Source organism: Pseudomonas sp. RIT411 (genome assembly GCF_003057735.2).
In the GTDB taxonomy this organism is placed as follows: domain Bacteria; phylum Pseudomonadota; class Gammaproteobacteria; order Pseudomonadales; family Pseudomonadaceae; genus Chryseomonas; species Chryseomonas oryzihabitans.
Map to the genome: position 1 here is coordinate 63,531 of NZ_QBIZ02000019.1, position 25,081 is coordinate 88,611.

Genomic DNA, 25,081 nt, shown 5'->3' on the forward strand with positions numbered 1-25,081 from the left:
GAAAGACCCGGCCGGCCAAGCCAGTAGCCGGCCGGGTAAAAGGAAGGGTGGGTGCAGGCTTGCCCTCACCCCGGCCCTCTCCCGGAGGGAGAGGGGGAAAGCGGTCGGGTGCAGGCGCAGTCCTCTCCCAGGGAGAGGGGGAAAAGCGGTCGGGTGCAAGCGCAGCCCTCTCTCAGGGGAGAGGGGAAAGCGCCAGCCCTAGCGCTTGGCCTTGCGCTTGTTGCGGTACTGGTCGATGACCACGGCGACCACGATGATCAGGCCCTTGATGATGTCCTGGACGTAGGCATCGACCCCGAGGAAGGTGAAGCCGCTGGCCATGGTGCCGAGGATCAGCGCGCCGATCACGGTGCCGGTGATGCGCCCTACCCCGCCCGCCAGGCTGGTGCCGCCGATCACCGCTGCGGCGATGGCGTCCAGTTCGTAGGACATGCCCATGCCGGCCTGGCCGGTGGCGGCGCGGGCCGAGGCCACGACCCCGGCCAGGCCCGCCAGCAGGCCGGCGATGCTGTAGACGATGATCAGGTGCTTCTTGACGTTGATGCCGGAGATGCGCGCGGCCTGCATGTTGCCGCCGATGGCATAGGTGTACTTGCCGTACTTGGTGTAGCGCAGGGCGATGTGGAAGATCACCGCCACCACCAGGAAGATGATCACCGGCATGGCCCCGGCGCCAATGGCGGTGTAGTTGTCGGACAGCATGCTGATCGGCTGGCCTTCGGTGTAGTAGCGCGCCAGGCCGCGAGCCGAGACCATCATGCCGAGGGTGGCGATGAAGGGCGGGATGCCGGTGACGGCGATGATGCTGCCGTTGATGGCACCGGCCAGCAGCCCCACCCCGAGGCCGGCCATGACCGGCACCCAGACCGGCAGGTCGGTCAGCGAGGGAAACACCGCGCGACCGAAGTCCGAGGTCTGGGCCAGACTCGCCGCCACCATGGCCGACAGCGCCAGCACCGAGCCGGAGGAGAGGTCGATGCCGGTGGTGATGATCACCTGGGTCACGGCGATGGCCAGCAGGCCGATGATCGAGACCTGCAGGATCATCAGCACCAGGCGCTGGGAATTCATCAGGAAACTCTGGTCGCGCAGCACCCAGCCGAAGGCCTCGAAGGCCAGGCCGATGCCCAGCAGCACCAGCAGGATGCCCAGCTCGGTGGGGATGCGGCGCCGCGGGCGCGCGGTGGGTAGCTCGGCGGTTTTCTTGTCCAGGAGGGCACTCATCTTGTTCTACCTCGTTATAGGCCGGAGGCGGCGGGCAGGCACCCGCCGCGCGTGACGCGCGCTAGTGCAGTACGGGATTGCCCGAGGCCAGGTGCATGACCCGCTCCTGGGTGGCTTCGCCGCGATCGAGAAAGCCGGTGACGGTGCCTTCGTGCATCACCATCACCCGGTCGCTCATGCCCAGGACCTCGGGCAGTTCGGAAGAAATCATGATCACCGCCAGGCCCTCGGCGGCCAGCTTGGCGATCAACCGGTAGATCTCGGCCTTGGCGCCGACGTCGATGCCGCGGGTGGGCTCGTCGAGGATGAGGATGCGCGGGCGGGTCATCAGCCAGCGGGCGATCAGCGCCTTCTGCTGGTTGCCGCCGGAGAGGTTGGCGATGCACTGGTCCAGCGAGGGGGTCTTCACCCGCAGCTGCTGGCGCATCTCCTCGCAGAGCTGATCGAGGCGCTGCTGCTGCACGAAGCCGCCGCTGGCGAAGCCGTTCAGCACCGCCACCTCCATGTTTTCCCCCACCGACAGGCAGGGAAAGATGCCGGTGTCCTTGCGGTCCTCGGTGAGCAGCGCCAGGCCTTTCTGGATGGCGAGGCAGGGATCGTTCATGCGCACCGGCTGGCCGTCGATGCGGATCTCGCCGGCGGTGGCCGGGGTCACCCCGAACAGCGTCTCGGCGACGTTGGTGCGCCCCGAGCCCATCAGCCCGGCGATGCCCAGCACCTCGCCGGCGCGCAGGTCGAAGGAGACGCCGGAAAACACCCCGTCCAGCCCCAGATCGCGCACCGACAGCAGCACCTCGTCACGCGGCGCGGTGCGCTCCGGGAACAGCTGGGTCAGTTCGCGCCCCACCATCATGGCGATCAGGCCGTCGCCGTTCATGCTGTCGGCGCGCTGCAGGCCGATGTACTGGCCATCGCGGAACACCGCGACCTCGTCGGCGATCTGGAATACCTCGTCCATCTTGTGGGTGATGTAGACGATGCCCTTACCCTGGGCCTTGAGGTCGGCAATGATGGAAAACAGGTGCGCCACCTCGGTCTCGGTGATGGCCGAGGTGGGTTCGTCCATGATCAGCACGTCGCTGTCGTAGGACACCGCCTTGGCGATTTCCACCATCTGCCGCCCGGCGATGGACAGGCTGCCCACGCTGTCTTCCGGATCCAGGGCGATGCGCAGCCGGTCCAGCAGAGCCTGGGTCTGGCGACGCATCTTGCCGTGGTCCACCAGGTGCAGGGCATTGAGCGGTTCGCGACCCAGCCAGATGTTTTCGGCGATGGTCATGAAGGGCATCAGGTTGAGTTCCTGGTGGATCATGGCGATCCCCGACTGCAGCGCCTGCAGCGGCGTCTCGAAGCGCACCGGCACGCCGCGCAGCCGCACCTCGCCGGCATCGGGCTGGTAGATGCCGGCGATGATCTTCATCAGCGTCGATTTGCCCGCGCCGTTCTCGCCCATCAGCGCCAGTACGGTGCCGGGACGCACCCGCAGCTGCACGTGGGACAACGCCTTGACGCCGGGAAACTCCTTGGTGACGTCGACGATTTCCAGCAGGTATTCGCTGGGTGCGGCCGTGGCCGCAGGGGCGGGAGCTGTGGCAGGGGTGGCGGAACTGAGCATGATCACGATCTCCTCGCGGGCGCCGACCGGGCGGCGCGGGCCGCTGGTCAGTGAGGGGTGCGGGGCGCAGGGCTGGCCGTGACGGCATTCGCCAGGTGCGGGCAGGTGCCCGGCGGACAGGAGATCGGAGACCCATGCAGGGACAGGAAGCGGGATGGCATGACGGCACCTTTTATTCTTGTTGAAGGGCGCGCTCGCCGAGGCAAGCGTGCCGCTGTACGTCTTGGCTTGCTCTCGACTCTATTGGAAAATAAATTCCAGTCAATATATTTTTGGAATTTTTAGGTGATAACGATCACCGGTTTCCTGCCCAACTGGCGCCGGGTGGAAAGGCCCCGAATAGACGAAACGGGCAGTCCGCTGCCGGACTGCCCGTTTGGTGTGGAAAACCGTGCTGTCGCGGCGCCCTGCCCTCATTCCAGGGCAGCCGCGGCGCCTCAGGTCATTTGGTCATGGCCTGGAATTCGGCGACGTTTTCTGGGGTGATCAGGCGGAAGGGAATCAACACATTCTGCTCGCCCGGGGTCTTGTTGATCATCTTCAGCGCCGCATCGAGGGCCCCTTCGGCCTGGCCCTTGGCGTCCTGGAACACCGAGACCGTCACCAGGCCCCGCTTGATGGCGGCCAAGCCATCCGGCGTACCGTCGACCCCGGTGACCAGCACGTCCTTCTTGCCGGCCTGACGCAGGGCCATGGCCGCGCCGATGGCCATCTCGTCGTTGTTGGCGAAGATGGCGTTGAGCTCCTTGCCGGCCAGCAGCCAGTTGCTGGTCAGGTCCATGGACTTGTCGCGCTGCCAGGCCGCGGTCTGCTCCTCGACGATCTTGATGTCCGGGTACTTGGCCAGGACTTCCTTCACCCCGGCGGTGCGGTTGTGGGTGGAGTTGTTGGCCAGGTCGCCCAGCAGGATGGCCACCTGGCCCTTGCCGCCGAGCTTGTCCGCCACGTACTGAGCCTGCAGGCGGCCGGCTTCCTTGTCGTCGGAGGTTACCGCCACCACGCCTGCCGGCAACTTGGGATCGTCGGGGCGGCGGTTGATGTAGACGATGGGCACGCCGGCCTTGGTGGCGGCCTCGGTCAGGGTCCGGGTGGCGGCGGTGTCCACCGGATTGACGATGACCGCATCGACCTTCTGGCTGATGAAGCTCTGCACCTGGCTGAGCTGCTTGACCACGTCGTTGCGGGCGTCCTCGAATTGCAGTTGCACGCCGTCGGTCTTGGCCTTCTTGGTCATGTATTCGCGCACATAGGTGAGGTAGTTGTCGTCGAACGACGACATGGTCACCCCGACCTTGAGGTCCGCCAGGGCCGCGCTGCTGCCCAGCAGCAGCGACAGCGCCAGGGTGGCAAAGCGAGTTTTTTTCTGCATGGTTCAGGCTCCATTCGTGGGGTGACGATCAGCAAGGGGATCAGGCAGGCGCAACGGCCAGGCGCACCTCGGGCGCCACGCGGTCTTGAACCGGGCGGAGCCTGGGCGGACGCCGGACAGGTGGGGATCAGTGGGGGCGGTAGAACACCGCGGCGCCGGGCGAGGCGCAGAGCACGGCGCCGCTGCGCTCGTGGCAGAGCAGCCGGCCCAGCAGGGCGAGCAGCCGGGAGGGACGCTGCACCTCGAGGCGGTGCACGGTGGCGAGGGCGAGACGGAAGGAATGCGTGGAGTGGTTCATGTGACGGCACCTATTATTGTTGTCGGGGCGCACGGCCCTGGTGACTCGTGTGTGCAACTGCTCTCGACTCTATTGGAAATTTAATTCCACAACAAGAGCAAAATAGAACTTTCATTCGACATTCGCGGACGACCGCCGCGCGCGGCCCTGGGCACCTGCCCGCGACCGCTCCGCCGTCTCTGCGAGGCTCTCTACCGCGAGACTTTCACCCGTTCGGGCACTCTGCCGCGCCGCCTCCAGGATCGCCTGGCAGGCCAGGGTTTCCCGCGGCGTGACCGGCAAGGGCGCGCCCTGGGTCAGGGCGGCCAGCCAGCCTTCGTAGAACAGATCCCAGCGGCCCCGTTCGCTCGGCACCCGCGAGCGCTCCTCGCCCACGCTCAACCAGCCCCAGCGCTGATGCTCCTCGGCGCCCCAGCTGGCCTTTTCGCTGCGTGGGGTACGGCCCTGCCGTAAAGCCTCGGCCTGGCCGTCCAGGCCATCGATGCTATAGACGCCCCGCTCGCCGACCACCCGCAACCGCTGCGGACAGCGCTGCAGGCCGCTGCCCGAGAGGTGCGAGACCACCCCCGAGCGATGACGCAGGGACAGAAAGAATTCCCGGTCCCGCGCAGGATCGCCAAGAGGGAACTGCGCCTCGGCATAGACCCGTTCGACCGGCCCGAACAGCAGCAGCGCCTGGTCCACCAGATGGCTGCCCAGTTCGAGGAGCAGACCCGCCTCGGTGCCCAGGCCCGCCGCGGCCAGGTCCGTCAGTTGCAGGCGCGACTCGAAGAGGCGTACCCGTCCCAGGCGCTTCTCGCGCAGCAGGCGGGCCAGGGTAAGCAGATCCGAATCCCAGCGGCGCGGTTGATGGATGCAGAGCGGGGCGCCACGCCGTTCGGCCAGCGCCAGCAGCTCCTCGGCCTCTGCCAGGGTCCTCGCCAGCGGCGACGCGCAGACCACCGGCAGGCCCCGCAGCAACGCCTCCCGCACCTGCGCCGCCCGTTCGCCGAGGGGCGTGGCGATCACCAGGCTGTCCACCCCGGCGGCGATCAGACCGGCCATGTCGGCATGGCAGGTGACGCCGGGATACGCCCTGCTCAGCTCGGCGCAGGGCGCCGGCGAGCTGGTCACCACCCCCACCAGCTGGGCGCCCGGGGTGCTGGCGATCAGCGGCGCCTGCAGCAGGCGCCCGGGGCCGTCGTAGCCGACCAGTCCGATTCTCACGTGCGGAGCCTCCCCTGCAGGCAGCTCATCCCCGCGGGCGACCTAGTCGTAGAAGGCCGGCCGGCTGGGCAGGGTCACCGGCTCGATGGCGCCGCTGTCCTGCGCCTTGATGCAGGCGTCGGCGGTAACCGCGGCGATATAGCCGTCCCAGGACGATGGCCCAGTCAGCTGGCCAGCGGCGAGGTCGTCGATAAAGGCCTGCAGCTCCACGTCGTAGGCGGCGATGAATCTGTCCTTCCAATCCATCAGGATCTCGTTGGACAGCCGCGCCTCGCTGCGCAACTGCACCGAGGTCGGCTCCGGCAGGCGGGCGATGCCGCGCTCGCCGACGATCTCGCACTGGATGTCGTAGCCGTACTGGCAATTGACGAACACCTCGACGTCGATGCGCACGCCCTTGGCCGTTTCCAGCAGCACCACCTGGGGATCGCGCAGGTGCTCGCGCGCCGCCGGCGCCTTGCGCGGAAAGACCACCTGGGCGGAGACGTAGTGATCGTCCAGCAGCCAGGCCAGCACATTGATCTCGTGGATCAGGGTGTCGGTGATGGCCATGTCGGTGCTGTAGTGCTCGCTCACCGTGGGATTGCGGTGAGCGGCGTGGATCATCAGCGGCGCGCCGATGCGATCGGCGTCGACCACCGCCTTGAGCTGGCGATAACCGGCGTCGTAGGGCCGCATGAAACCCACCTGCACCAGTCGCTTGCCGTGGGCCTGCTCGGCTTCGACGATGCGCCGGCAGCCCTCGGCGGTGGTCGCTAGGGGCTTTTCGCAGAACACCGGCTTGCCGGCGGCGATGGCGGCCAGCACGTATTCCTCGTGGGTCGGGCCCCAGGAAGCGACCAGCACCGCCTGGACGTCCGCGGCGGCGATCAGCGCATGGCCGTCGGCATAGACCTCCGCGGCGATGCCCAGCTCCTGGACCACCCGGGCGGCCTGTTCGGCGTTGATGTCGGTCACCGCCACCACGCGACTGCCCAGCAGGGTGTGGCTCAGGCGGCGGATGTGTTCGCGGCCGATGGCGCCGGTCCCGATGACACCGATGTTCAAGGTCATGACTTCATTCTCCGATTTGGACTTGTTGTGGAGTGAGCGGCGCTCAGTACTGGCGGGCCTGGGCGGCTTTTTCCCTGAGCACCCGGGCGACGGCGGCGATCTTTTCGCTGGTGGCGACCTCCGCGCCGCCGACCCGCCACCAGGACAGGTAGCCGTGCAGCATGGTCTTGGGCAGCACCTTGATGTCGATCAGGGTGGAAACCGTCTGCCGACGGGCATCGGCCAGGGTCGCTTCCAGCTCTTCCAGGGTGCGCACGCGGTAGGTCTTGCAGCCGTAGGCGGCGGCGCTCATGGCGAAGTCCACCGGCACGAAGTCGCCGTCGAGCCGGCCGGTCTCCGGATTGCGGTAGCGGAATTCGGTGCCGAAGCTGCCCATGCCATGGCCGACCTGCAGGTTGTTGATGCAACCGAAGGTCATGTTGTCGAGCAGCACCACGTTGATCTTGCGCCGCTCCTGGATGGAGGTGGCCAGCTCCGAGTGCAGCATCTGGTAGGAACCATCACCCACCAGCGCATAGACCTCGCGCTCGGGCTCGGCCAGCTTCACCCCCAGGGCGGCGTTGATCTCGTAGCCCATGCAGGAATAGCCGTATTCCAGGTGATAGGTGTTGACGCCCTTGCTCTGCCAGGCGCGCTGCAGGTCACCCGGCAGGCTGCCGGCGGCGGCGACGATGATGGCGTCGTCGTCCAGCCGCTCGTTGAGGCGGCCGAGCACCTGGCTCTGGGTCAGGGACGAACCGGTCAGGCGGACGAATTCCTCCAGCACCGCGCGCGGCAGGTCGTCGTCGATCTCCGGTACGAAGTCGGCGCCGGTGTAGCCGACCGCATAGACCCGTTCCACCTCCTGGCGATAGCGCTCGCGGGCCTCCCCGACCTGACCGCCCCAGCCGGCGCGGTAGTCGGTAGCCCCTAGCGCCTCGGTCAGGGCCAGGAGGGCTTCGCGGGCATCGGCCACCACGGCCAGGCCGTCGAGCTTGCCGGCGTCGAAGGCGGCCACGTTGAGGTTGAGGAATTCCACCTCGGGATGCTGGTAGAGCCACTTCGAGGAGGTGGTGAAATCGGTGTAGCGGGTGCCCACGCCAATGATCAGATCCGCTTCCAGGGCCAGCAGGTTGGCGGCCAGGCAGCCGGTCTCGCCGATACCGCCGACATTGAGTTCGTGGCTTGAGACGACCGCGCTCTTGCCGGCCTGGGTCTCGGCGAAGGGAATCTCGAAGCGCTCGGCGAAGCGCTGCAGGGCCTCGGCGGCGCCGGAATACTTCACGCCACCGCCGCAGATCAGCAGCGGCTTGCGCTTGCGCCTGAGCAGTTGCACCGCGTCTTCGATGGCGGCGGCCACCGGCGGCCGGCGATCCAGGCGGTGCACCCGCTTGGCGAAGAAGTAGTCGGGATAGTCGTAGGCCTCGCCCTGGACATCCTGGGGCAGCGCCAGGGTCACGGCGCCGGTCTCGGCCGGATCGGTCAGCACGCGCATGGCGTTGATCGCCGCGCTCATCAGCTGCTCGGGGCGGTTGATGCGATCCCAGTATTTGCTCACCGCGCGAAAGGCATCGTTGGTGCTGATCGACAGGTCGTGGAATTGCTCGATCTGCTGCAGCACCGGATCGGGCTGGCGACTGGCATAGACGTCGCCGGGCAACAGCAGCAGCGGAATGCGGTTGGCGGTGGCGGTGGCCGCGGCGGTCAGCATGTTGGCCGCGCCCGGGCCCACCGAGGAGGTGCAGGCATAGATCTGCCGGCGCAGCTTCTGCTTGGCGAAACCGGTGGCGGCATGGGCCATGCCCTGCTCGTTGCGGCCCTGGTGCACCACCAGGTCACCGGCCTCCTGCTCCAGCGCCTGGCCCAGACCGAGCACGTTGCCGTGGCCGAAGATGGTGAAGACGCCGGCGACGAACTTGGTCTCGACGCCATCGACACTGAGGTACTGGTTGTCGAGAAATTTCACCAGGGCCTGGGCCATGGTCAGACGTTGGGTGCTCATGGCTTCTCCCCGGTCACTTGGCGGTGGGCATGCTGAATTCGGCGCCCTTGGCGATGCTGTCGGGCCAGCGCTGCATCACGCTCTTGTAGCGGGTGTAGAAGCGCAGGCCTTCTTCGCCATAGGCGTGGTGATCGCCGAACAGCGACCTCTTCCAGCCACCGAAGGAATGCCAGGCCATGGGCACCGGGATGGGCACGTTGATGCCGACCATGCCCACCTTGATGGTGCGGGCGAAGGCGCGGGCGATGCCGCCGTCGCTGGTGAAGCAGGAGACGCCGTTGCCGAATTCGTGGGCGTTGATCAGCGCCACCGCACTGGCGAAGTCCGGCACCCGCACGATGCCCAGCACCGGGCCGAAGATTTCCTCTTTGTAGATGGTCATCTCCGGGGTCACGCCGTCGAACAGGGTGGCGCCAACGAAGAAGCCATTCTCGGCGCCGGGCACCTTGAAGTTACGGCCATCGACCAGCAGCCTGGCGCCCTCCTCCACCCCCTTGGTGATGTAGCCCTCGACCTTGGCCTTGTGCTGACCGGTCACCAGCGGGCCCATGTCGGCATCGGCTTCCACGCCGTTGCGTACCCGCAGGGCGTCGATGCGCGGCAGCAGTTTTTCGATCAGGGCATCGCCCACCTCGCCCACCGCCACGGCGATGGAGATGGCCATGCAGCGCTCGCCGGCCGAACCGAAACCGGCACCGATCAGGGCGTCGGCGGCCTGGTCCAGGTCGGCGTCGGGCATCACGATCATGTGGTTCTTGGCGCCGCCGAGGGCCTGGACGCGCTTGCCACGGCGGGTGCCTTCCTGGTGGATGTATTCGGCGATGGGCGTGGAGCCGACGAAGGAGATGGCCTCCACGTCCGGGTGCTGCAGGAGGGCGTCCACCGCCACCTTGTCACCCTGGACCACGTTGAACACGCCATTCGGCAGCCCCGCCTGCTTGAGCAGCTCAGCGAGCAACAGGCTGGCGGAAGGATCGCGTTCGGAAGGCTTGAGGATGAAGGTGTTGCCGGTGGCCAGCGCCATGGGAATCATCCACAGCGGCACCATCACCGGAAAATTGAAGGGGGTGATGCCGGCGCACACGCCCAGCGGCTGGCGCAGGTTCCAGTTGTCGATGCCGCCGCCGATGTTGTCGCTGTAGCTGGTCTTGGCCAGGTGCGGCGCGGCGCAGGCGAATTCCACCACCTCGATGCCGCGGGTTACCTCGCCCATGGCGTCGGACAGCACCTTGCCGTGCTCGCGGGTGATCAGCGCCGCCAGTTCCTTGTGGTGCTGGTCGAGCAGCTCCTTGAAGCGGAACAGGATGCGCGCCCGCCGCAGGGCCGATTGCTCGGACCATTCGGGAAAGGCCGCCTTGGCCGCGGCGACGGCCTGGTCCACGGTCTGCACCGTGGCTTGGGCGACCCGCGCCTGGACCACGCCCTCGGCCGGGTTGAAGACGTCGCTGAAGCGCTCGGCCTGGGTCGAGACCGCGCCGTTGATGTAGTGCCCGATGACAGGGGTGTCGCTCATGTTCTGGCTCCTGGTGTCCTGAGGGTCGCCGCTGCGGCGCGTGCGAAAGGGATTAGCGCGTCAGCAGCCACTCGTGCTGCGGATCGTTGTGGAATTTCCAGACCCGCTTGGGGCCGGCCATCACGTTGAGGTAATAGGACTCGTAGCCATAGGGCACGCTGACCGGGTGATAGCCGCGCGGCACCAGCACCACGTCGTGGTCCTCCACCGCCATGGCCTGGTCCAGATCGCGCTCGTCGGTGTAGACGCGCTGGAAGACGAAGCCCTGTCCCGGATCGATGCGGTGGTAGTAGGACTCCTCCAGCAGACTCTCCGCCGGCAGGTTGTCGCGGTCGTGGCGATGGGGCGGATAGCTGGAAGAATGCCCGGACGGGGTGCGCACCTCCACCACCAGCAGCGAATGGGCCGCCGCCGTGTCCGGCAGGATGTCGCAGACATAACGGGTATTGGCGCCCTTGCCGCGGGTGGATCTCTGCATGCTCGCCGGCTCGATCAGCCGCGGTGGCAGCCGATCCTCCGCCACCGGATTGCCCGGCGAGGTGCAGATGGCGATTTCGGTAGTGCTGTCGGCGGTCACCCGCGCCTCGCTGCCGGGCGGCAGGTAGGCGGCATAGGGCGAGACGTCCTCGAAGACGCTCTGGCGACCGGCCAGTCCGCGCCAGGCGAAGTCGCCCAGTTGCGGATGCCCGCCTTCGATACTGGCGCCGCCGCTGAGCAGCACGATGCAGACCTCCAGGTCACACGCCAGCACCGGCAGGGACTCGCCCGCTTGCAGGCGATGGGCGGCGAAGCCGACATAGTCCAGGGCACCGGCCGGGACACTGACGATGTCGCGGGCGTTCCGATCGGCTTTGACGAGCAGATTCATCACAGGTCTCCTCAGGCAGTGGCCTGCGCCACCAGCTGGCGCAGATGGTCGTAGCCCTTCTTGGCGTATTCGTAGGCCGGCGCCACGGCCGGGTCCTGCTCGGCTTCCACCACCAGCCAGCCCTGGTAGCCGGCGGCCACCAGCACCTTGAGCAGCGCCGAGAAGTCGATGTCGCCATCCCCCGGCACGGTGAAGGTGCCGTTGAGGATGCAATCCGGAAAGCTCCACTGGTTGTTGCGCGCCAGCTGCACCACGGCCTTGCGCACGTCCTTGAAGTGCACATGGCAGACCCGGTCGATATGTTGCTGCAGCACGCTCAGGGGATCGCCACCGCCCATGTAGCAGTGACCGGCATCGAACAGCAGGCCGACGTCCGGAGAGGTCAGCGCCATCAGCCGGGCGATGTCCTCGGGCGCTTCCACATAGGCGCCCATGTGGTGGTGATAGGCCAGGCGCAGGCCCTGGGTCAGGGTGAAGGCGGCCAGCCGATCGAGCTTCTCGGCATAGGTCTGCCAGGCGGCGTCGCTGTGGAAGCGCGGCCGCTCGATCAGGGGAATCCGCTGCCCCTGGATGGAGCCGGCCACCTCGCCATAGACCAGTACCCTGGCGCCGTTCTCGGCCAGCAGCCGGCAATGGGGACGGATCGCCTCGATTTCGGCCTCGACGTCACGGTGCGCCAGACCGCTGGAATACCAGCCGGACACCAGTTCCAGGTCATGCTCGCCGAGCACCTCGCCCAGCGCCTTCGGCTCGCTGGGAAACTTGCCGCCCAGCTCGAAGCCCTGGAAGCCGATTTCCTTGCCCTCGCGCAGGATGGTTTCCAGCGGGGTGTCGCCGCCCAGGGCCGGCAGGTCGTCGTTGGCCCAGGAGATGGGGTTGATGCCGATCTTGAGTTGTTGTTGTGCGGTCATGTCAGCCTTGCTCGTCAGGAGGCGATCAGGCGCGGGCGTCGCGCCAGGCCTGGATCAGGAATTCGAAGTTGCTGCGGATCTGCGCGATCAGCGCGCGGTCGTCGAGCTCGCCGGCCAGCCAGGCCCGACTCGGCTGGGCGAAGATGGTCCGGCCCACGGCGAAACCCTGGCAGCGCTGGCTGGCACTGGCCTGCCGAAAGCCTTCGGCCAGCTCCTCGGCCGGGGCGTTGAGGCCCAGCAGCACAACGCCCTGGCAATGGGGATCGCGCTCGGCAATCAACTGGTCGAGTTGCCTCCAGACGGCGGCCGGCTGCGCCTCGATCTTCCACCACTCGGGATAGATGCCCAGGTTGTACAGCCGCTTGATGGCGCGATAGAGCACGTCCGGCCGGCTGGACGCATGGTTCTTCGGCGGGATGACCTCCAGCAGGAGTTCATGACCGCTGGCCTGGGCCGCCTGGTACAGCCCCTTCAGCTGGGCTTCCTGCTCCAGGCGCAGCAGCGGCTCGTCGTCCGGGTGGAATTGCACCAGGCACTTGATGATCTGTTCGCCCGGCCAGCTCAGCAGATTACTGCCCACCGAGCGACCGTGTTCGAAGGCCAGCGGCCGCGAGTTCTGCAGCTCCACCGGCCGCGCCACCCACCAGCCACGGCCGGTGGCGGCGTTCAGCGCATCCTGGCCGAAACGCTCGTCGGCCAGCAGCCCGACATTGGCCGCCACGCCCTGCCGCGCCAGATCCTGTTCGACCTGCTCGATGGCCTGGACGAACAACTGCTTGAGCGCCGGAATCCGCGCCGGATCGGCGCCCACCTGCTGGGCGCTTTCCACCAGCTGGTAGCGGTGATCGAAGGCGAAGATGAACAGCTGTTGCCAGGCGCGGTGGCGGACGCTGACCCGGTGCAGCCGGGTGAGCACGGGATCGAGGTCGGGTCGGGTGATGGGCACCGGACTGTGGTGGAGGTAGTCCAGTTCGGCCAGGGTCGGCATGGCCGGGGCGCAGCCATGGCGCGACACCACCAGTCCGCCGCAGGCATTGGCCAGCCGACAGCATTCGGCATCGTCGCCACCGGTCAGCCAGCCGCGCAGGAAGCCGGACATGAAGGCATCGCCGGCGCCCAGCACATTGAGCACTTCGACGCGGATACCACGATGGATCTCGCCGTCCTCGAGACGCGCCGGGATGGCGCCGTGGAGCACCGTGCAGCCCTGGGCGCCGAGCTTGACCACCAGGGTCGCCGCGGTCACCTCGCGCACCCGGCGCAGCGCGGTGAGCAGGTCTTCGCTGCCCCCGGCGATCTGGAATTCCTCCTCGGTGCCCACCACCAGGTCGAAGCGCGGCAGGATGCGCTGCACATGGGCGCTGACCTCGGCACTGGCGATGAAACGGGTCTCGCCATCGGCCTTGCCGGTCAGCCCCCAGAGCACCGGGCGGTAGTCGATGTCCAGCACCCGCTTCACGCCATTACGCTCGGCATAGTCCAGGGCCCGGCTGCTGGCCTGGAACACGCCCTCGGTGGAGAAGTGGGTACCGGTGATCAACAGCGCCTTGGCGCTGGCGATGAAGGCCTCGTCGATGTCGTCCGCGCCCAGCGCCATGTCGGCGCAATTCTCACGATAGAACACCAGGGGAAAGGTCTCGCGGTCCTTGATGCCCAGCAGCACCAGGGCGGTGAGGCGCTCGCGATCCACCTGGATGCCGCGGGTGTCGCAGCCTTCCTGCGCCAGCGTCCGGGTCAGGAAGCGGCCCATATGGTCGTCGCCGACCCGGGTCAGCATCGCCGACTTCAACCCCAGGCGCGCGGTGCCGAAGGCGATGTTGGCGGAGGATCCCCCCAGGTACTTGGCGAAGCTGCTGACGTCTTCCAGCGGCGCCCCGATCTGCTGCGCATAGAGGTCGACGCCCAGTCGACCCAGGCAGATGACATCCAACTGGCGCCCGCTGGCGAAGAAATGATCACCCATGGGTGGCTCCTGCTTATTGTTATCGGCCAACCGCGCGGACCCGAGGGGCCGAACGTGTGAGTGAGCTCAGGCTAGAACGACGCCGCGGACAAATCAACAAATTTTCCACATGAGATTTTATGGAATTTAATTTCCATAACTGGCGTACACTGCTCCTGCCGCCCCACTTCGACGCCGCCCGGCGAATGGGTTAAGTTGCCGGCACAAGAATCCCTACCGTGAGATAGCCCATGTCCTCCGACTCCCCGGCCGACGACCCCCTCAGCAGCGTGCCGCTGGCCGATCCGCCCGGCAACGTCGAGCAGTTGCTGGCCTGCATCGCCCGTGACTACGAGGCCCTGCCGCGCCAGCTGAAACGGGTGGCCGCCTATGTCAGCCAGCAGAGCGACAGGGTCATGGTGGATCGCATCAGCGATATCGCCGGGCAGTGCGAGGTGCACCCCTCGGCCATCGTGCGCTTCTCCCAGCGCTTCGGCTTCAAGGGCTTCAGCGAGATGCAGGCGCTGTTTCGCGAGGCCTACACCCACAAGACCACGCCGGTACAGAACTACCAGCAGCGCATCCGTAGCATGATCGCCAACAAGAGCCAGCGCGCCAGCAGCGGCGATCTGGCCCGCGAATGCATCAACGCCACCCGCTCGGGTCTGGATCGACTGGCCGAGGAACTGGACGACGCCGCCTTCGACAAGGCCGTCGACCTGCTGGTGAACGCCGAGAACATCTATGTGGTGGGTGTGCGCCGCTCCTTCGCCGTGGCCGACTACCTGGTCTACAACCTGCAGCACACCAACAAGCGCATCCACCTCATCACCGGCCTGGGCGGCGGCTATCGCGAGCAGATGCGCAGCATCGCCCAGGGCGACCTGCTGATCGCCATCAGCTTCAGCCCCTATGGCAAGGAAAGTCAGCAGTGCGTGCGCATCGCCCAGCACCACAAGGCCAAGACGCTGATCATCACCGACAGCAACCTCTCGCCCCTGGCCAAGCGCGCCGATTCGCTGCTGCTGGTCAACGAGGGCAGCGCCTTCGCCTTCCGCTCCCTGAGCGCCACCCTCTGCCTGTGCCAGGCGCTGTTCCTGGCCCTGGGCTATCGCCTGGAGCTGAAGATGGACGAGATCCAGTTGCCGCTGGACGAGGACGACTAGCCGGGAGCGGCCGCACGCAGCAGCCGGCCAGGCCCCGGCAGGGCTGCGCAAACGCTTGATCGACAAACAGAAATTTCTTGAGCAGAAGGCTTGACAGCCACCGGCGCCTTGCCAATAATGCGCGCCTCGGATGGCTACGTAGCTCAGCTGGTTAGAGCATAGCATTCATAATGCTGGGGTCCGGGGTTCAAGTCCCTGCGTAGCCACCACCTATTTTCAAGGGTCAGCGTAAGCTGGCCCTTTTTTATTGCCCTCGAAAAAGTCCACCGTGGCACCGCTTCTAGTCCCCTCTCCCCCTGGGAGAGGGTTAGGGTGAGGGAACGCCCTGCCTCCACGGATAAGTCTCCCAAGCCACATCTGGCACCGCTCTTCGTCCCTTCTCCCCTCGGGAGAGGGCTAGGGTGAGGGCCCCCTTCACGCCAGACCTCAGCCCCGCCCATGAAAAAGCCCGGCCTAGGCCGGGCTCGATCACCGCGCAAGCAGCTTACAGCGCGACCTTCTGCTTGCTCTCCACCTCTTCCACAGCCGCTGCGTCCTGGGTGTCGATGGACTGCACCAGCGCCTTGGAGCTGAAGGCCCGCAGGTCGCGCAGGAAGTTGTCGCGCCAGGAGGCCAGGTCGGCCTGGCGGATCACCCGCATCATGTCCTCATAGCGCGACTTGCGCTCTTCCAGCGGCATGCGCAGCGCCCGGTCCAGCGCCTCGGCCATGCCGACATGGTCATAGGGATTCACGATCAGCGCGGAGTTGAGTTCGCGCGCCGCTCCGGCAAAGCGCGACAGCACCAGCACGCCCGGATTTTCCGGGTCCTGGGCCGCCACGTACTCCTTGGCCACCAGGTTCATGCCATCGCGCAGCGGCGTCACCAGACCCACGTCGGAGGAGCGGAACAGCCCCATCACCGTGCGCCGGTCATAGCTCTTGTTCAGGTAGCGGATCGGCGTCCAGTCCAGCTCGGAGAAATGCCCGTTGATATGGCCGGCATGGCTCTCCAGCTGACGGCGGATGTTCTGATAGGAGACCACGTCCGCCCGCGACGAGGGCGCGATCTGCACGAACTGCACCGCCCGGTGATGCTCGGGGAAATGCTCCAGCAGCTTCTCGAACGCCTGGAAGCGCTCCACCAGCCCCTTCGAGTAGTCGAGTCGGTCGACGCTGACGATGGTCTTGTAGGGCACGCCCTCGATGCTGCGCGAGATGAACTGGCGCCGCGTGCGATAGGACTCGGCCTGCTTCTGGATGACGTCCGGCATCACGCCGATGGGATAGACGCCCACCCGGAAGTTATGCCCGTAGGCGGTCAGGCTGCCGTCCTTCTCCAGCACGCCGCGTACCTCGCGGGTGATGTAGTCCTGGAAGGCCAGCTGGTCGGTGTCGGTCTGGAAGCCGATCAGGTCATAGAAGCACAGGGTCTTGAGCAATTCGTTGTGTGGCGGGATCGCGGTGAGGATCTCCGGCGCCGGAAAGGGAATGTGCAGGAAAAAGCCGATGCGATTGCGGATTCCCAGCATGCGGCAGGCTTCGGCGAAGGGAATCAGGTGATAGTCGTGCACCCAGATGATGTCATCGGGCTTGAGCAGGGGCTTCAGGCGCTCAGCCATGGCCATGTTGACACGCCGATAGCCGTCGTACTCTTCCCGGTTGTAGCGCGCCAGATCGATCCGGTAGTGGAAGATCGGCCAGAGGGTGGCGTTGGAGAACCCGCGGTAGTAGTGGTCGTAGTCGCGCTTGGTCAGGCCAAAGGTCACGTAGTCGATGTTGTCCTTGGTCTGGGTCTTGGCCGGCCCGTTTTCCTTGACCGTCTCGCCGTTCCAGCCGAACCAGATGCCGCCCGACTTGCGCAGGGCATCCAGTACGCCCACTGCCAGACCACCCGCGGTCGCCTTGCCTTCTTCGATCGGGGCCACCCGATTCGATACCACCACTAAACGGCTCATCCTAATCTCCTTGCTTATAATGTGGCGCGAGGTCACGGCTCAGCTGCTGCAGCCAGAGGGCTACCGCTTCCACCGAAGGCAGGCGGGTCTTGGCGACCGTCTCCCCCTCTCCTACCTTGACGGTCAGACCGCCTCGCGCATTGACGACAGTAAACCCCTCTTCATCGGTACGATCGTCGCCGAGAAACACCGGCAGGCAGCCGGCAAAGGGTTCCAGTTCGAGAAAACGGGCGATGGCCTCGCCCTTGCTCGCCGCAGCGGGCTTGAGTTCGAAGACGCACTTGCCCGGTTGCAACTTGAATTCGGGATGGTCGGCGGCGATGCCTTCGGCCAGTTCGCGCACCAGGGCTTCCTTGTCCGGCGCCTGGCGATAGTGCAGGGCGAAGGCCACGCTCTTGCGCTCCAGCAGCAGGTCCGGATGGTCAGCCAGGGCCGCTTCCAGGCGGGCGCCGACCTGCGCCAGCACCGCGGCGTCCAGGGTCACCCGATGGATCTCGCCTTGGGGATCGCGCCATTCGGCACCATGTACGCCAGCCGCCGGCAGTTGCAGCGGCCTGGTGAATCCGTCGATCTCCGCCAGCGGTCGCCCGGAGACCACGGCGACGCCATGGTGGCGCGCCAGCTGCTCGAGCGCAGCGAGAGTTTCGGCGGGAATGAAAACCTGTTCCGGACGTGGCTGCAGTTCTGCCAGGGTGCCATCCAGATCGAAGAAGAAGGCCAGCGGCTGGCCCGATGAGGTGAGGCTGTCGAGGTCGATCATGGAAGGTACGACTGCCGGGTCACCGTATGGTTCGTTCACACCTTCCGGCAGTGCCGAGGAATTCCCCTTGCCGGCTCGTAGTCGGATTCAGGGAGATGCTCTAGCAGCCCTGCCTTTGGAGACCACCATGAACAAGCCCGATATCACCAAGACCCCCGAAGAGATCGACGACATCCAGGACCGCATGGGCGACATGCGCGAACTCGACTTCAGCGATCGCAAGGACGAGCGTCAGGGCCGTGCCGGCGACGAGATGGATGAACGCGACTACGAAGGCCAGTTTCCCGAAGAGCGCGTGCGCCAGGCCGGCATGACCGGTGGCGAGACCCTGGATCATCAACCGACCATGGACGACGCCAGTCCGGAGACCCTGCTGGACGAGACGGGTGCCCGCTCGCCGACCGACTACGGCGATGCCTGGCCCAACGACAAGGAGCTGAGCGTAGTCGAGGACAGCGACATCGGCGGCGGCTCCGGCCAGGACGAAGCCGAACTCGGTCGCAGTCATCCCCTGGACGGCCAGGCCTGGGACGGCGAAGCCGACGAACCCAACGAAGCCGAGACCCAGAGGGACGCCCGCTACGCCGATCTGGATGCGAACGACGAAGACCTCGCCGGGGACACCGGTCTGGACCTGGACGAAAAGCGCGCCGATCACTGAAACCGCTGAAGGCCTAGTCGAGCAGCGTACAGGCCATCACCAGCGCATCTTCCCGGCCGCCGACCGCGGGATAATAGTCCCGCCGGCGGCCGATCTCGTTGAAGCCATAGCGTTCATACAACCGGTAGGCCGCCTGGTTGCTGGCGCGCACCTCCAGAAAGCACTCGTTGGCCTTGGCCTTGCGTGCTTCCTGCAGCAGGTGTTCCAGCAGCCGCAGGCCGAGACCACGCCCCTGGCTTTCCGGCTTGATGGTGATGTTGAGCAGATGGGCCTCGTCGAGGATGACGTTGATCACCCCGTGCCCCACCTGCTGCTCGCCGGCCGTCATCACCCAGCAGTCGTAGGACTTCAGCGCATCGGTAAAGATGCCGCGGGTCCAGGGATGGCTGAAGGCCTGATATTCGATCTTCAATACCGTGTTCAGATCGGCTTCGGTCATCCGCCGAAAGCTCACCGCATCGTTCATTGCTGTTCCATCCAGCGGCGCCGCAACGGGCGCATGGCTTGCCAGAGCGCGGCCTTGGCGGCCGGCTCTTCCATCAAGATATCCAGTCCCGGCACCAGCCAGGCCGGTCCCAGGGCGGTGTCCTGCTCCACCCCCGTGAGCTGCGCATCCTCGACGCCACTGCAGCGCCGCGCGGCGCCGCCGATCAGCCAGAGGCCCAGGCCTTCGCCCAGGCGCTCCTGGTGCCCCGAGACGAAGCTCTGCACGAATTCGGCCGCCGCCGCCGGGCCCTGGTCGAGTTGGCCGCTGTTGAGCAGCGGCCAGCGAATGGGTTCTTCACTGACGATCCGCGGCGTATCCGGCAGGCCGGCAGCGCGCAGCAGATCCCGCAGCAGCAGATAGGCGGGATCGCGCGAACCCAGGGTGTCGCCGGTGGGCAACTCCAGCAGCAGCAGGCAACGCCCGGCCTGGAGCAGCTGCAGGGCAAAGCGCGGCGCCGGCTCCCGCGGTGGCAGCGGCGCCCGCTCCGGTTCCGGCTCAGCCACCGGAGTAGCAACGGGCTTCAGCGCCGCGGGTCGCGGGATCTCGATACGCGGCCGATGCGCCGCCGGTGCCTCGACTGCCGCAGCGACCGGCACGGCCTTGGCCACCGGCTCCGGGCGGACCACCCGGGCGGCGACGGGCGCCTCTTCCGGCTCCTCGACCCACAGGGCTTCCGGCCGCGAAGGCGCGGCGAAGGGCAACACCGTGCGCGGCACCCAGACATCCAGCTGCAACGCCTGCAGATAGGCGCGACGACGCGCCTCGGCGGCAAGCGAGGGGCTGATGGAGGGGGCGGGGTCGGACATGGGCGGATCCTTCGGACACGCGGCAGGATTATGCGGGGCGGCATTGTCGCGCGGATCGCCGCGGATCGAAAGGCCGCCCTGCCCATCGGTCCCACCGCGGTCACATCGAAGGCTCTGGCGTCTGGAGTACAATGGCGCTTTTGTCTGGTGCGGTCCCCGCCATGATCGACCCCAAACGCGTCCTGCGTACCCTCGCCGAACACTGGCACCTCATCGACCCGCTGTGCGCCCATTTCGACAGCGGCACCCTGGGCCTGGCCGAGTTGCGTGCCCGCCTGGCCGAACAGCTGCCCGAGCGCACGCCGGCCGACCTCACCGCCCTGCTCGACACCTGGATCCGTCTGGACATCCTGGTGCCGGTGGCCAAGAGCCCTAATCGCTTCGAACTCAATGGCCAGATCCACGACTTCCTCGGCTATCTCAGGCGCGAACACCGGCTGGGCCTGTGCCTGGAGATCGAGGCCTACCTGCGCCACCTGGAGCGCCTCGCCGGCCACATCCGCGAAGCCTTCGACAACCGCGACGGCCCCGACCTCGTCCGCCAGCTGCGCCTGCTGGACATGCGCGTGCGCGATGTCCTCAAGAAGCTGGCCAACGACGGCCATGCCCTGGAGGGCGTCGCCGAGCGCGCCAAGACCAGCGATCGCCAGATCCCCCTGCGCCAGCGCTATGCCGAGGTGCTGGCCACCTGGGACGAATACGTCGAGCCGATGATCCAGCTGGTGGCCGCCGACGGCGCTTTCGAGCGCGGCGTCCACCGCGTCGAGCAGGTGCTCCTGCACCTGCTGGGCGAACAGCAGCGCCTCGGCCAGCTGGTCGACGACGACCTGCTGCTGCGCACCCAGGCGCGCATCCTGGAGATGCACAACGCCGCCCAGCTGGCGCTCAGACGTGCCCGCGAATTGCTGCTGCCGCTGCGCGAGGAAGCGCGTCGGCACAATGCCGTGACCCGCGGCGCCGCCCTGGCCCTGGCCACCATCCGCCGCAAGGGCCTCGACGCCGTGCCCCAGGCCGCCCTGCCCCTGTTCAGCCGGCCGCAGAGCGTCTTTCTCGGCACCACCGCCCAGGTGGAAAGCTATGTTTACGCCCTGGCGCGCTTCGAGCCCAAACCGGCGCGCTTTCCCAGCCAGAGCAGTCGCCCGCGGGACAGCGAACGCCCGGCCGCGCCCCGTACCGCCCGCGAGATGCTCGATCTCTGCCAGGACGCCCTGCCGCTGCCGGATCTCATGGCCTGGCTGCTGGAACAGGAGCCGGCCGGCGACACCGACGAGTTGCTCTACTGGTTTTCGCGCCTGTCCCGCGATGCGCGCTTCCAGCGCCAGCGCCTGGACCGCCGCCACTACGACACCCTCGAACACCGCGTCAGCCTGTGCTCCTACGCCCTGACCGCCCGATCTCTCGCGAGCGACGCCCATGCAACTTGATCTCAACGAAATGACCCAGCTCGCGCCCATCTTTCGCGAGCTGTTCAAGGGCTATCACCTGTCCCGCAGCGAGCCCGAGAGCTACGCCCAGCTCAGCCAGCAGCAGGACCAGTACCGCGCCCTGTTCCGCGCCCTCGGCTTCGAACTGGTCTGCGATCCGCGCGGCTTCTACTACTTCGTGCCCGAGCAGATGGGCGCCCAGGTCAACAAGACCGCCCAGCGCCTGGCGCTGTTCACCTTCATCCTGGTCGAGCACCTGGCCGACCAGGGCCGCGACCCCCTGGCCGTGCTCGACGGCGGCACCCTGGGCCGGCACGAATTGCCGGCGCTGCTGGACAAGTACCGCGACCTCTTCCTGCAGGCCGAGGTCACCACCCAGGAAGAGCTGGAGGAAAAGATCCTGCGCCGCCTGACCCAGCTCGGCTTCGCCCTGGACAGCAACGGCACCTACCGCTTCCTGCCGCCCATGCACCGCTTTCTCGATGTCTGCCTGACCGTGCAGCAGGATCGCGACCTGGCCGCCGGTCTGCATGCCAGCGACCTGCCGCTGCCGGCCCCGACCCTCGCCAGCGACGAAGACGGCAGCGAGCGGGAAGGCGCCGACGAGGATGACGAAGAGGCTGCCCTGGCCCGCGCCATCGCCGCAGAACGGGAGTTCGACCTATGATCCGCTACGGCATCAGCCGCTTCGCCCTGCTCAACACCGCCGGCTACAGCCTCGGCCTCTTCCCGCTGGAACAGCCGCTGTCGGTCTACGGCGCCAACAACCTGGGCAAGAGCGCCTCGATCAACGCCCTGCAATTCCCCATCCTGGCGCGGCTCTCCGACATGAGCTTCGGCAAGTACAGCAACGAGCAGTCGCGCAAGTTCTACTTCGCCACCGACACCAGCTACATCCTCATCGAATTGCGCCTGGCCCACGGCCCCCACGTCATCGGCGTGGCCGGTCGCGGCCCGGGGGGCGGCTTCGGCCACCAGTTCTTCGCCTATGCCGGCGAACTGGACCTGGCCCACTACCAGCGCGACGGCGCCTGCCTGCGCCAGCGCGAACTCTTCGCCAGTCTGGAGCGCGCCGGCCTCAAGGCCTATGAAGTCAAACCCGAGGAATTGCGTCGCCTGCTGGTTGGCGGCCATACCAGCATCCCGCTGGACCTGACCCTGATCCCGCTGCGATCCACCAGCGAACAGAGCCTCAAGACCTTCCGCGCCCTGTTCATCAACCTGCTGCACATGCGCGAGATCACCGCGGCCAAGCTCAAGCAGCTGTTTCTCGATGCCTTCGAGCACAGCCTGAGATCCGGCAGCGTCGACTACATCGCCGCCTGCGAGGAAGCCTTCCGCGACGTGCGTCGCATGGAGCAGGACTACCAGTCGCTGGTCGCCGCCGGCCCGCTGGTCGAAGCCCTGGCCAATGGCGTCGAGCAACGCGACCGCCTGAGGGGCAAGCTGCATCGCCTCTCGCCGCTGCTCGACAGTCTGCTCGGCACCTGGCAGCACTACGCCCTGGACCGCCGTGACGAACTCCTGGCCCAGACCGAACACTACCGCCAGGAACAGGACGGTCTGCAGCAGAGCCAGCGCGACGGCACCAGCGAACTGATGCGCCGCGAGCGCGAGATCAGCAGCCTGCAGCGCTGGCTCGCCGAGCTGGCCCAGCTCAAGCACCGCTTTGCCCTGGTGGACTCCACCGCGCCCCTGGAAGCCCAGTTGCTTGCCGCCAAGGACGCCCACGACGAACTGGCCGGCGCCCTGTCCCAGGCCCGCCAGTTCAGCAGCGAAGACCTCGACCAGCGCGTCCGCGAACTGGAGCAGCGCCTCAAGGCTATTCGCCAGCAACTCGACCACGCCGACAACAACAGCTACGCCCGCCTGCGCGAGGAATTCAGCCAGGCCGACGTCGACCGCCTAATGCGGCTGTTCAATGGCCAGCTGTTCAGCCTGCCACTCGGCCCCAAGGGCGTCGAACTGAGCGAAGACGGCAACTGGGTAAAGACCTTCGAAAGCATCCTGGCGCGCTTCCAGGGCGATCGCCTCGAATTGCCGGGCCTGTCCCTAGACCTGTCGGGCATCGAGCCACCCACCCTGCAGGCCCTCGCCGATCGCGCCGCCCTGCGTGACCAGAAGGACCGCCTGGAGCGCGAACTCAAGCAGCTCAAGGCGCAGCAGGGTGTCAGTCTCGACCGCCAGGCCAGCAAGGCCCAGGCCGAAGCCCTCTACCAGCAGGTCCTGGATGCCCAGAAGGCCCTGGAAGACTTCCGTCGCTGCCAGACCCTCGGTGCCGAGGAAAACGAGAAGCTCGAACAGCTGGCCCAGCTGGAAGCCGCCCAGGACGAACTGAGACGCGCCGGCGACGCCTTCACCGAGCGCGTCCAGCAACTCTCCGCCAAGCTGCAGCTGATCGGTCGCCAGCTGGCCGACCTGGAAGCCAAGGACCGCACCCTGGCCGACGCCCTGCGCCGCCGCCAGCTGCTGCCCACCGACCTGCCCCAGGGCACGCCCTTCGTGGAAGCGGTGGACGATTCCCTGGAAAACCTGCTGCCGCTGCTCAACGACTACCAGGACACCTGGCAGGCCCTGCAGCGCGCCGACACCCAGATCGAGGCGCTCTATGCCCAGGTCCGCCTCAAAGGCGTCGCCAAGTTCGACAACGAGGAAGATCCCGAGCGCCGCCTGCAGCTGCTGGTCAACGCCTATGCCCATCGCCAGGACGAAGCCCTGACCCTGGCCAAGGCCCGCCGCGCCGCCGTCACCGACATCGCCCGCACCCTGAGAAACATCCGCAGCGACTACGACAACCTCGAACACCAGCTGCAGCTGTTCAATCGCGAGATCAATCGCAAGCAGGTCTCTAACCTGGAGAGCTTCCGCATCGTCCTGGCGCCGAACAAGGAGGCGCTCAAGCACATCGACCAGATCATCCACAGCGCCGGTCAGTATGAGGAAGGCGAAACCCTGTCGGTCTTCGATCTCACCCAGGACAGCAGCCAGGACCAGAAGAACGAGGACGCCAAGGAATACCTGGCACGCCTGGTGGCCGCCAACGGCAACCAACTCGGCCTCAAGGACCTCTTCGAACTGGCCTTCGAGATCACCAAGCAGGGGGGCCAGCCGATCCTGCACACCGACATCGATGGCGCCGCCTCCAACGGCACCACCATGACCATCAAGGCGCTCACCAACATGTACCTGTTGCTGCACCTGATGGACCGGGAGCAGGCCGCCAAGATCCGCCTGCCCTACTACCTGGACGAAGCCGCCGACATCGACGAACGCAACCAGCAGGCGCTGATCGAGACCAGCCAGCAACTGGGCTTCGTGCCCATCCTGGCAAGCGTCAAACCCCAGGTCAGCGCCCAGGTCGCCATCGACCTCGAAGGCGGCAGCGGCCCCGGCGGCATCTATATCGACGAAGCCGACTGGAAGTACATCGCCAAACGCGACCTGGCCCTGCCCGAACCTGCGTGAGCCCCTGCCAGAACGCAAAAAGCCCGGCATCTGCCGGGCTTTTTCTTGCTCGCGTAACGCTGCGGTAGGTTGGGTTGAGCGCAGCGACGCCCAACATCCAGCTGATCGCGGCCATGGGCCGCTCCTACGGCATGCCTCCTTGTAGGAGCGGCGGCATCGGCGGATTGCCATGGCCGCAATAGCCGGGCTGTTGTAGCTCCTGTGCTCTTTTCGGAGTGCCACCAGTGACCGTCTAGCAGGCTCCGCGCCAAGCTCTCCGCCACTCCGCTCCTGGTCCCCTCTCCCCCCCGGGAGAGGGCTAGGGTGAGGGCAACCTCAGCTACGTAGCGTCAGGTGTCCGCTGGCCAATTCTCTGCCCCCAGCGCCTAGGCACTTTAGCACTCGGCCAAACTTTTC

The 25,081-nt window shown here is 66.7% G+C and carries 20 protein-coding genes and 1 tRNA gene; 6 read left to right on the forward strand and 15 right to left on the reverse strand.

Annotation, left to right across the window (positions count from 1 at the left end; all coding sequences use genetic code 11):
- Nucleotides 1–198: 198 nt before the first annotated feature.
- The 11 genes from DBY63_RS20960 to iolC all read right to left on the reverse strand — a co-directional run bounded on the left by DBY63_RS20960 (nt 199) and on the right by iolC (nt 14,001).
- Entirely contained in the window at nt 199–1,224 is a 1,026-nt protein-coding gene (locus tag DBY63_RS20960; protein ID WP_007161522.1) for an ABC transporter permease, read from the reverse strand.
- Between the two features lie 61 nt (nt 1,225–1,285).
- Entirely contained in the window at nt 1,286–2,839 is a 1,554-nt protein-coding gene (locus DBY63_RS20965) for a sugar ABC transporter ATP-binding protein (RefSeq protein ID WP_027602842.1), read from the reverse strand.
- Between the two features lie 442 nt (nt 2,840–3,281).
- Complete coding sequence (locus DBY63_RS20970) at nt 3,282–4,208, reverse strand: sugar ABC transporter substrate-binding protein (protein WP_027599141.1); 927 nt, start codon at nt 4,206–4,208, stop codon at nt 3,282–3,284.
- 127 nt (nt 4,209–4,335) lie between these two features.
- Complete coding sequence (locus DBY63_RS24910) at nt 4,336–4,506, reverse strand: hypothetical protein (protein ID WP_158541739.1); 171 nt, start codon at nt 4,504–4,506, stop codon at nt 4,336–4,338.
- A gap of 111 nt (nt 4,507–4,617) precedes the next feature.
- Nucleotides 4,618–5,712, reverse strand: a complete 1,095-nt coding sequence (locus DBY63_RS20975; RefSeq protein ID WP_108582798.1) for a Gfo/Idh/MocA family oxidoreductase — start codon at nt 5,710–5,712, stop codon at nt 4,618–4,620.
- Nucleotides 5,713–5,754: 42 nt separating this feature from the next.
- On the reverse strand, nt 5,755–6,765 hold the full coding sequence (locus DBY63_RS20980; RefSeq protein WP_027599140.1) for a Gfo/Idh/MocA family oxidoreductase: 1,011 nt from the start codon (nt 6,763–6,765) through the stop codon (nt 5,755–5,757).
- 43 nt (nt 6,766–6,808) lie between these two features.
- Nucleotides 6,809–8,746, reverse strand: coding sequence for a 3D-(3,5/4)-trihydroxycyclohexane-1,2-dione acylhydrolase (decyclizing) (gene iolD / locus DBY63_RS20985; RefSeq protein WP_108582799.1), 1,938 nt, complete (start codon nt 8,744–8,746; stop codon nt 6,809–6,811).
- Between the two features lie 13 nt (nt 8,747–8,759).
- Nucleotides 8,760–10,259: a CoA-acylating methylmalonate-semialdehyde dehydrogenase gene (locus tag DBY63_RS20990; protein ID WP_108582800.1), complete on the reverse strand. Its 1,500-nt coding sequence runs from the start codon at nt 10,257–10,259 to the stop codon at nt 8,760–8,762.
- Nucleotides 10,260–10,311: 52 nt separating this feature from the next.
- A complete protein-coding gene (gene iolB, locus DBY63_RS20995; RefSeq protein WP_108582801.1) occupies nt 10,312–11,127 on the reverse strand; it encodes a 5-deoxy-glucuronate isomerase in 816 nt (271 codons plus the stop codon).
- Nucleotides 11,128–11,138: 11 nt separating this feature from the next.
- On the reverse strand, nt 11,139–12,038 hold the full coding sequence (gene iolE / locus DBY63_RS21000; RefSeq protein ID WP_042136516.1) for a myo-inosose-2 dehydratase: 900 nt from the start codon (nt 12,036–12,038) through the stop codon (nt 11,139–11,141).
- Between the two features lie 25 nt (nt 12,039–12,063).
- On the reverse strand, nt 12,064–14,001 hold the full coding sequence (gene iolC, locus DBY63_RS21005) for a 5-dehydro-2-deoxygluconokinase (RefSeq protein ID WP_108582802.1): 1,938 nt from the start codon (nt 13,999–14,001) through the stop codon (nt 12,064–12,066).
- Nucleotides 14,002–14,231: 230 nt separating this feature from the next.
- On the opposite strand from iolC, the gene DBY63_RS21010 reads away from it, so the two are divergent.
- Together DBY63_RS21010 and DBY63_RS21015 are read left to right on the forward strand one after the other, a co-directional pair.
- Nucleotides 14,232–15,146 carry a MurR/RpiR family transcriptional regulator gene (locus tag DBY63_RS21010; RefSeq protein WP_077173161.1) on the forward strand — a complete coding sequence of 305 codons (915 nt, stop codon included), beginning with the start codon at nt 14,232–14,234 and terminating at the stop codon, nt 15,144–15,146.
- Between the two features lie 132 nt (nt 15,147–15,278).
- Nucleotides 15,279–15,355: transfer RNA gene (locus DBY63_RS21015), tRNA-Met, on the forward strand.
- Nucleotides 15,356–15,630: 275 nt separating this feature from the next.
- Here the strand turns inward: DBY63_RS21015 and otsA are convergent.
- Together otsA and otsB are read right to left on the reverse strand one after the other, a co-directional pair.
- Nucleotides 15,631–17,082, reverse strand: a complete 1,452-nt coding sequence (gene otsA / locus DBY63_RS21020) for an alpha,alpha-trehalose-phosphate synthase (UDP-forming) (RefSeq protein ID WP_027599133.1) — start codon at nt 17,080–17,082, stop codon at nt 15,631–15,633.
- A 1-nt stretch (nt 17,083) separates the two neighbouring features.
- Nucleotides 17,084–17,842 carry a trehalose-phosphatase gene (otsB, locus tag DBY63_RS21025; protein WP_027599132.1) on the reverse strand — a complete coding sequence of 253 codons (759 nt, stop codon included), beginning with the start codon at nt 17,840–17,842 and terminating at the stop codon, nt 17,084–17,086.
- 127 nt (nt 17,843–17,969) lie between these two features.
- Here otsB and DBY63_RS21030 point away from each other — a divergent pair, with 127 nt between their 5' ends.
- Nucleotides 17,970–18,503 carry a hypothetical protein gene (locus DBY63_RS21030; RefSeq protein ID WP_027602836.1) on the forward strand — a complete coding sequence of 178 codons (534 nt, stop codon included), beginning with the start codon at nt 17,970–17,972 and terminating at the stop codon, nt 18,501–18,503.
- 13 nt (nt 18,504–18,516) lie between these two features.
- Here DBY63_RS21030 and rimI read toward each other — a convergent pair whose 3' ends face one another.
- Nucleotides 18,517–18,969: a ribosomal protein S18-alanine N-acetyltransferase gene (gene rimI, locus DBY63_RS21035; RefSeq protein WP_074584026.1), complete on the reverse strand. Its 453-nt coding sequence runs from the start codon at nt 18,967–18,969 to the stop codon at nt 18,517–18,519.
- Entirely contained in the window at nt 18,966–19,796 is an 831-nt protein-coding gene (locus tag DBY63_RS21040; protein WP_108582803.1) for an energy transducer TonB, read from the reverse strand. Before DBY63_RS21040 ends, rimI begins: the two co-directional genes overlap by 4 nt.
- A gap of 161 nt (nt 19,797–19,957) precedes the next feature.
- Here DBY63_RS21040 and mksB point away from each other — a divergent pair, with 161 nt between their 5' ends.
- Genes mksB through mksF form a run of 3 tightly spaced genes read left to right on the forward strand, consistent with a single transcriptional unit; the run spans nt 19,958 to nt 24,685 of the window.
- Nucleotides 19,958–21,220: an Mks condensin complex protein MksB gene (gene mksB, locus DBY63_RS21045; protein WP_074584024.1), complete on the forward strand. Its 1,263-nt coding sequence runs from the start codon at nt 19,958–19,960 to the stop codon at nt 21,218–21,220.
- Nucleotides 21,210–21,887, forward strand: a complete 678-nt coding sequence (gene mksE / locus DBY63_RS21050; protein ID WP_108582804.1) for an Mks condensin complex protein MksE — start codon at nt 21,210–21,212, stop codon at nt 21,885–21,887. The genes mksB and mksE overlap by 11 nt, the downstream gene beginning before the upstream one ends.
- Nucleotides 21,884–24,685, forward strand: a complete 2,802-nt coding sequence (gene mksF, locus DBY63_RS21055) for an Mks condensin complex protein MksF (RefSeq protein ID WP_108582805.1) — start codon at nt 21,884–21,886, stop codon at nt 24,683–24,685. Before mksE ends, mksF begins: the two co-directional genes overlap by 4 nt.
- The last annotated feature ends 396 nt before the right edge of the window (nt 24,686–25,081 follow it).

Excerpts from the sequence above, each read along its gene's own strand:
- mksF (WP_108582805.1), top strand. The coding sequence starts at position 21,884 with ATGATCCGCTACGGCATCAGCCGCTTCGCCCTGCTCAACACCGCCGGC.
- otsB (WP_027599132.1), bottom strand. The coding sequence starts at position 17,842 with ATGATCGACCTCGACAGCCTCACCTCATCGGGCCAGCCGCTGGCCTTC.
- iolE (WP_042136516.1), bottom strand. The coding sequence starts at position 12,038 with ATGACCGCACAACAACAACTCAAGATCGGCATCAACCCCATCTCCTGG.
- DBY63_RS24910 (WP_158541739.1), bottom strand. The coding sequence starts at position 4,506 with ATGAACCACTCCACGCATTCCTTCCGTCTCGCCCTCGCCACCGTGCAC.
- mksE (WP_108582804.1), top strand. The coding sequence starts at position 21,210 with ATGCAACTTGATCTCAACGAAATGACCCAGCTCGCGCCCATCTTTCGC.
- otsA (WP_027599133.1), bottom strand. The coding sequence starts at position 17,082 with ATGAGCCGTTTAGTGGTGGTATCGAATCGGGTGGCCCCGATCGAAGAA.
- DBY63_RS21040 (WP_108582803.1), bottom strand. The coding sequence starts at position 19,796 with ATGTCCGACCCCGCCCCCTCCATCAGCCCCTCGCTTGCCGCCGAGGCG.
- iolD (WP_108582799.1), bottom strand. The coding sequence starts at position 8,746 with ATGAGCACCCAACGTCTGACCATGGCCCAGGCCCTGGTGAAATTTCTC.
- DBY63_RS20960 (WP_007161522.1), bottom strand. The coding sequence starts at position 1,224 with ATGAGTGCCCTCCTGGACAAGAAAACCGCCGAGCTACCCACCGCGCGC.
- DBY63_RS20990 (WP_108582800.1), bottom strand. The coding sequence starts at position 10,259 with ATGAGCGACACCCCTGTCATCGGGCACTACATCAACGGCGCGGTCTCG.
- DBY63_RS20970 (WP_027599141.1), bottom strand. The coding sequence starts at position 4,208 with ATGCAGAAAAAAACTCGCTTTGCCACCCTGGCGCTGTCGCTGCTGCTG.
- DBY63_RS21010 (WP_077173161.1), top strand. The coding sequence starts at position 14,232 with ATGTCCTCCGACTCCCCGGCCGACGACCCCCTCAGCAGCGTGCCGCTG.
- DBY63_RS20965 (WP_027602842.1), bottom strand. The coding sequence starts at position 2,839 with ATGCTCAGTTCCGCCACCCCTGCCACAGCTCCCGCCCCTGCGGCCACG.
- iolC (WP_108582802.1), bottom strand. The coding sequence starts at position 14,001 with ATGGGTGATCATTTCTTCGCCAGCGGGCGCCAGTTGGATGTCATCTGC.
- rimI (WP_074584026.1), bottom strand. The coding sequence starts at position 18,969 with ATGAACGATGCGGTGAGCTTTCGGCGGATGACCGAAGCCGATCTGAAC.
- mksB (WP_074584024.1), top strand. The coding sequence starts at position 19,958 with ATGATCGACCCCAAACGCGTCCTGCGTACCCTCGCCGAACACTGGCAC.
- DBY63_RS21030 (WP_027602836.1), top strand. The coding sequence starts at position 17,970 with ATGAACAAGCCCGATATCACCAAGACCCCCGAAGAGATCGACGACATC.
- DBY63_RS20980 (WP_027599140.1), bottom strand. The coding sequence starts at position 6,765 with ATGACCTTGAACATCGGTGTCATCGGGACCGGCGCCATCGGCCGCGAA.
- iolB (WP_108582801.1), bottom strand. The coding sequence starts at position 11,127 with ATGAATCTGCTCGTCAAAGCCGATCGGAACGCCCGCGACATCGTCAGT.